Here is a 7,171-nt window from a genome sequence, read left to right on the forward strand (position 1 = left end):
GTATTTTGGCTGGGACGAGATCATCCACGCCATCCCGCACATGAAGGAAGACCCCTGCGCCATCGAGATCAAGTACGGCCAGGGCGCCAAACCCGGCGACGGAGGCCTGCTCATGTGGCACAAGGTCAACAAGCTCATCGCGGCCATTCGCGGCGTGCCCGCCGGAGTCAGCCTGCCGAGCCCGCCGACGCACCAGACCCAGTATTCCATCGAGGAATCCGTGGCCAAGATGATTCAATCCATGTCCATGGCCTGGGGCTTCCGCGTGCCGGTTTATCCGAAAATCTCGGCCACGACCTCGACCAACGCGGTGCTGAACAACCTCTGCCGCAATCCCTACGCGGCGGGTCTGGCCGTGGACGGCGAGGACGGCGGCACGGGCGCGGCCTACAACGTGTCCATGAACCACATGGGCAGCCCCATCGCCTCCAATATTCGCGACGCGTATCTGACCCTGTGCAAATTGGGCAAACAGAACGAAGTGCCGCTCATCGCTGGTGGTGGCATCGGCAAGAACGGCAATCTGGCCGCCAACGCGGCCGCCCTGATCATGCTCGGGGCCTCGGCCGTGCAGATCGGCAAGTACGTCATGCAGGCCGCGGCCGGATGCGTGGGTTCGGAATCCGACCGCTGCAACGTCTGCAATATCGGCGTCTGCCCCAAGGGCATCACTTCCCAGGACCCGCGCGTGTACCGACGGCTGGACCCGGAAAAGGTCGCCGAACGGCTGGTCGATCTGTACGTCAGTTTCGATACGGAACTGAAAAAGATCGTCGCCCCCCTGGGCCGGTCCACGTCCCTGCCCATCGGCATGTCCGACGCCCTGGGTATTGCCGACAAAGACGCGGCCGACAGACTGGCCATCCAATACGTGGTCTAGGACGGAGAAAAGCATGCAGAATATACTCATTTCAGGACAGGAAAACGGCGTGCGCCTGGAATCGCGCATCCTTGAGGAGCGCATTCAGGAGGCCGTCAAGGCCGGAATGCGCGCGCTGACGGTGGACGCGTTTGGCCAGCACGGCATCGGCGGCCGCCTCTGGGTTTCCGAACAGGAACCCGTGAGCGTGACCGTGACCGGCGCATCAGGGCAACGTCTGGGCTCCCTGGGGTGCCCGGGCACGACCATCGAGGTCATGGGGCCGGGTTCGGACGACATTGGCTGGCTCAATGCAGGGGCCGAGATCACCGTGCACGGCAATGCCGGCAACGGCATCTGTAATGCCATGGCCCAGGGCAGGGTGTTCATCGCCGGCCATGTCGGCTCGCGCTGCATGACCATGACCAAGCAAAACCCGCGTTTTTCCGCGCCGGAACTGTGGGTGCTGGGTGCGACCGGCGATTATTTCGCCGAGTTCATGGCTGGCGGCGTGGCCGTGATCTGCGGCGTGAACGCCCCAGACGCGGCCAATGTTCTGGGCTATCGCCCATGCGTGGGCATGGTTGGCGGCCGGATTTTCTATCGCGGCCAAGAGCAGGTCGTCAGCGCCGCCGATGCCGTGCACGCCCCGATCTTGGACGAGGATTGGACCTGGCTCTCGGAAAACCTCAAGTTGTACTTGAATAAAATCAACAAGCCGGAATTATTCGACGCGCTTGCCGACCGCGCCGGGTGGCACATGGTCCGGGCCAAGACTCCGCACGAAAAGCTGACCAAAAAACGACTGTCCATGGCCGATTTTCACGCCCACGTCTGGGACAAGGAATTGGGACGGGGCGGGCTGGTCGGCGACCTGACCTCCGTGGACCGTTCGCCCATCGGCCTGGTCACCACCGGCGAGCTGCGGCGTTTCGTGCCGGTCTGGGAAAATTGCAAATACATGCCACCGTGTCAGGCCAGCTGTCCGTCGGGTATTCCGGTCCAGAAGCGCTGGCAGCTCATCCGCGAGGGCCGCTTGGCCGAAGCCGTGGATCTGTCCCTTGAATACACGCCCTTCCCGGCCACGGTCTGCGGCTACCTCTGTCCCAACCTGTGCATGGAAGGATGCACGCGCGGCCTGGGCAATCTGAAGCCCGTGGACGCCAAGATGCTCGGCAAGGAAGGCATCAACGCCAACCCGCCCATGCTGCCCATGTCCTCGGACAAGAAGGTCGCCGTCATCGGCGGTGGCCCGGCCGGTATTTCCGTGGCCTGGCAGCTGCGGCTCAAGGGGCACAGGGCGTCTGTTTTTGACATGGATGAAAAGCTCGGCGGCAAGCTCCAGGCGTCCATCCCGGCCAACCGCATTCCGCCGGAAGTGCTGGCGGCGGAACTGGACCGGGCGCGGGAAATCATCCCCCATGTGCGCCTGGAGAAAAAGCTCAATCGCGAGGATTTCGAGGCCATCAGAAACGATTACGACTTCATCGTCCTGGCCACGGGCGCCCAGCGTCCGCGCACCCTGCCCATACCCGGCAACGAGCGACTGATCCCGGCCACGGATTTTCTGAAATCCTGCAAGCACGGCGACGCCACGGTGGGCGGTCGCGTGGTGGTCATCGGCGGCGGCAATGTCGGCTGCGACGTGGCCTCCGAGGCCGGACGCCTGGGCGCGACCAGCCTGACCGTCATTGACGTGCAAAAGCCCGCCTCCTTCGGCAAGGAACGCGAGGAAGCCGAAAAGGCCGGAGCCGAGTTCCTGTGGCCGTGTTTCACCAAGGAAATCACGGCCGAGGGCGTGGTCCTGACCGATGGCCGGGTTCTGCCGGCGGACACGGTTATCGTGTCCATCGGCGATATTCCGGATTTGGAGGCCATTCCGGACAACATCGCCCGCGAGCGCGGCTTCATCAAGGTCAACGACGTCAACCAGACCACGGACCCGAAGGTTTTTGCCATCGGCGATCTGGTCAAGCTGGGCTTACTCACCCAGGCCATCGGCGACGGTCGTCGCGCGGCCACGGCCATCGACGAGATCATCACCGGCAAGCGGCCCCTTTCGGTCACCGAGGACATGGCCGAGGAACTCAAGACACGGCTCGAATACATGGACCCCGGCAACCACATGTCCGAAACCATCGATTATTCGCGCATGAATCTGGCCTACTACGATCCGCGCCTGAGCAAATTCGAAAGTCTGGACCAGTGCGCCGACGAGTGTTCGTCCTGCGGCGTGTGCCGGGATTGCGGCATCTGCGAGGCGGTCTGCCCGCGCGGCGCCATCTCCCGAGAAGCCCTGCCGGCGGGCGAGTTCGCCATGGTCTGCGATCCGGAAAAATGCATCGGCTGCGGCTTCTGCGCCGGAGCCTGTCCGTGCGGCATCTGGACGCTTATTCCGAACACGCCCTTGGGTTGAACGAAATCCGTTCATGAAAAAGAGACGGTTCTTCTTTGGAATCTGAAACGCGAAAACCCCGTCCATGGACGGGGTTTTCGCGTTTCAGGCAGCATGATTTCCAGCTAGGCTAGCGGTATTTCATGGGCACGTAGTCGCGCGCGTTTGGCCCGACATAAATCTGACGGGGGCGATGGATGCGGGTGTCCTCCTGAAGATGCTGCTCGTGCCAATGGGCGATCCAGCCGGGCATGCGGCCCATGGCGAACATAACCGGGAACATGTTCACCGGAATGTTCAAGGCGCGCAGGATCAGGCCGGAATAGAAGTCCACGTTGGGGTAAAGCTTGCGGGACGTGAAAAAATCATCGTTCAGGGCGATCTCCTCCAACTCCTGGGCGATATCCAACAGCGGGTCCTTGATGTGCAGGGAATCCAGCAAATCCGTGGCGCATTTTTTGAGCACGCGCGCCCGGGGATCGAAGTTCTTGTACACCCGGTGTCCAAATCCCATCAGTCGGAATTCTTTCCGTTTGACCCGCTCGATGCATTCCTTGACCGAAAAATCGCCCTTGTGGATGGTGTCCAACATCTGGATCACGGCGGAGTTGGCGCCACCGTGCAGTCGTCCCCACAAAGCGCAAATACCCGACGACACCGAGGCGAACAAATTGGCCTCGCTCGATCCGACCATGCGCACCGTGGAGCAGGAGCAGTTTTGCTCGTGATCCGCGTGCACCAGCAAAAACAGCGACAGGGCTTTCTGGGCCTCGGGCGTGGGCACGTGCTCCTTGTAGGGCACGGAAAACATCATGTGCAGAAAATTCTCGCAATACGACCGGCTCGGGTCCGGATAAATGATCGGCAGCCCGGCTGATTTACGATAACTGAACGCCGCGATGGTGCGGACCTTGCTGATCAGCTTGGCCACGGCCTTGCGGAATTCCTCCTCGGTCTGGATGTCGAGCAGGTCCGGATTGTACGCCCCCAGGGAATTGATGACCGCCGAAAGGATGGCCATGGGGTGCCCATGCGGGGGGAAACCCTCGAAATGGTGCATCAAGTCTTCGTGCAGCAAGGCCTGCTCGCCAAGCAGGATGCGGAAATCGGCCCGCTCGTCGCGGGTTGGCAGCTCGCCAAAAACCAGCAGCATGACCGTTTCGACAAAGGAACTCTGGCCCGCCAGCTGTTCAATGGGATAGCCTCGATAGCGGAGAATTCCCTTTTCGCCATCGACAAAACTGATGGCGCTGTAGCACGATCCTGTATTGGCATAGCCCTGATCCAGGGTGATCACTCCGGACTTGGCTCGCAGACTGCTTACGTCCACCGCCACCTCGCCTTCGGTTCCCCGGACAACGGGCAACTCGAAACTCCGGCCGTCGATGGTCAGGATGGCAATATCCTTGTTGTGCATAAAACCTCCTCCATCTTCTCTCCTTGCCAGGAAAGAGACGTCTCTCGTTCGCCTCGGACGCATTGGTCGCGCCGGAAAACGATCGTTTAACGAAAATCGGTTGGATTATCTAGAAGCGAGTCCCGCCCATCCTCGGACGGGCGGGACGGGGGTTACCGCTTTGGTTCCCATTCCCACAGGGGAAGGCGCATTTCGACCAGCTCTTCCTCGAAATTATGGGACACTTCCAAACCAAAGCGTTTGCCCAGGGCGATCATGGCCTTGTTGCGCGGCATGGTCTGGCCAACAAAATAGCGGGTGCCTCGGCTCTTGCAGTAGCGGATCATTTTTTCGAAAAGCAGCGACCCAAGGCCCGTGCCCTTCATGGATGATTGGACGATAATGGCGAATTCGGCCTCGGAATTGTCCGGCTTGGTGGACGTCCGGACCACGCCCAGGGTTTCGGGATTGCCGTCCACCATGCGCGTGGCGATGAAGGCCATTTCCCGGTCATAGTCGATCTGGGTGAACTTGGGCATGTCGTTGAGCACGAAACTCTGGACCAGCCCAAAAAAACGCAGCCGCAAATCCTCTTCGGACAGGCCGTGGATAAAGGCCAGATGCGCCACCGCGTCCTCGGGCCGAATGGGGCGCAGCAAAATCTGCTCGCCGTTTTTCAACCGGACACATTCTTCCAGCTCGCGCGGGTAGGGCCGGATGGCCAGTCGTTCCGGTCCGCTGACCGTGGCCGGTTGAATCCAAATCCTGGCTCCCAGGGCCAAAACGCCCTTATCGTCGGCGAAGACCGGATTCATTTCCAGGGTCACGATCTGCGGCAGGTCGATGACCATCTGACTGATCTGGATCAGGGCCATGCAGATATCATCGATATCCGCGGGCGCCTGCCGACGGGAACCGGCCAGGAGTTTGAAAATCCGGGTGCGGGAGATGATGTCCTTGGCCAGACTCATGTTCAGGGGCGGCAGGGCCACGGCCTGATCGTCGACAATGGAGGCCGCGACGCCGCCGTGGCCGAAACGCAGGATCGGGCCAAAGGTCTTGTCCGTGAAAACCGAAATAAACAGCTCGTGGGCGCCGGGTCGCCGGCCCATCTTCTGGACCGTGAAGCCCTCGATATAGGCGTTGGGGACCTGGGTGTGGACGCGGGCGGCCATGTTGGCGGCCGCCTCGAAAACCAAGTCCGGAGTGGTCAGATCCAGGGCCACGCCGCCGATGTCGAAGGGTTGGGAAATCTGCGGCGAGCGGATTTTGAGCGCCACGGGAAAACCCAGCTCCGAGGCCGCGTCCACGGCCTGCATGGCCGATTTGCAGATCCGCGTCTCGACCACCGGCACGCCGTAGGCGGCCAGAACCAGCCGCGACTCCTCTTCGGTCAATTGCCCCCGATCCTCGGCCAGGGCGGTTTTGATAATTCCCTCGGCATGGTCCGTGTCTGGAAAAAAATCCGCCGGCAGGGAATCCGGTGTCTGCATCAAGATCCCTTGCGTGCGCTTGTAGCGCTGCATGTGCAGGTAGGCCATGACCGCCTTGCCTGGACGATCGAAAACCGGAATGGCCGTGTCCTCGAAAATTTCCTTGGTGTTCTGCACCGTCTCCTCGCCCAGCCAGTTGGCCAGCACCAGGCAACGGCTGGTCTTGGCGACCTGGGCCACGGCCTGGGCGATTTCCACGCTGCTCGTCCCCTGAAAGGGCACATGCAGAATCAAGACGCAGCCCACGTCCTTGGCCCGGACCAGAACGCCGAGCACACGCGCGTACATGTCCGGCGTGGCGTCGTAGGGCAGGGTCACGGGGTTGTCCGAGCAGCGCTCCTGTCCCAGAATTTCTTCCAGCTTGAGCTGGGTTTCCTCGGTGATGCGCACCAGCTCCCCGCCGCCGTCGATCAGGGTATCGGCGGTCAAGAGCCCGATGCTCTGACCGTTGGTCATGATGGCCAGACCATTGCCGCGCAGGGGTTTGTAATTGGCCAAGGTACGCGCGCCCTCGAACAGGGAATCGATGTCGTCCACGCGGACCATGCCGGCCCGGCGAAAGGCGGCGTCATAGATGTGATCCAGATCCATTTCCGTCAGGTCGGTGCTGGCGTCGCGCAGGTCGCACGGCAGGCGGCGCGGGCGGATGACCAGGATGGGCTTGTTGCGGGCGCTGGCCCTGGCTGCGGACATGAACTTGCGCGCGTCCTGGATGGTTTCGACGTAGAGCAGAATGGATTTGGTGGCCGGGTCGGAACCAAGGTAGTCCAGCACCGAGCTGAAATCCACGTCCAGCTGCCGGCCCAGGGACACGCAATGTGAAAATCCGACGTTGTTGGTCTTGGCCCAGTCCAGAACCGATTCGAACAGACTGTCGGACTCGGTCACGAAGGCGATGCGCCCTTCCTTGGCCCCGACGCGGGACAGACTGGCGTTGACCCCGCTGGCCGGGACGATCATGCCCAGGCTCCCCGGGCCCAGGACGCGGATATCCTTGTCGCGGACCACCTCGCGAATCCGTTCGTCGA

4 protein-coding genes are annotated in these 7,171 nt (G+C 61.7%); 2 read left to right on the forward strand and 2 right to left on the reverse strand.

The window, feature by feature from the left end:
* Nucleotides 1-880 (forward strand): glutamate synthase (locus EOL86_10720; GenBank protein ID NCD26045.1); only part of this gene is annotated, 880 nt, incomplete at its 5' end.
* A 13-nt stretch (nucleotides 881-893) separates the two neighbouring features.
* Nucleotides 894-3,275: a 4Fe-4S dicluster domain-containing protein gene (locus EOL86_10725; GenBank protein NCD26046.1), complete on the forward strand. Its 2,382-nt coding sequence runs from the start codon at nucleotides 894-896 to the stop codon at nucleotides 3,273-3,275.
* Between the two features lie 109 nt (nucleotides 3,276-3,384).
* On the opposite strand, the gene EOL86_10730 is transcribed toward EOL86_10725, so the two are convergent.
* Nucleotides 3,385-4,671: a citrate synthase gene (locus EOL86_10730; protein ID NCD26047.1), complete on the reverse strand. Its 1,287-nt coding sequence runs from the start codon at nucleotides 4,669-4,671 to the stop codon at nucleotides 3,385-3,387.
* A gap of 152 nt (nucleotides 4,672-4,823) precedes the next feature.
* Nucleotides 4,824-7,171 (reverse strand): GNAT family N-acetyltransferase (locus EOL86_10735; GenBank protein ID NCD26048.1); only part of this gene is annotated, 2,348 nt, incomplete at its 5' end.

Source organism: Deltaproteobacteria bacterium (genome assembly GCA_009930495.1).
In the GTDB taxonomy this organism is placed as follows: domain Bacteria; phylum Desulfobacterota; class Desulfovibrionia; order Desulfovibrionales; family Desulfomicrobiaceae; genus Desulfomicrobium.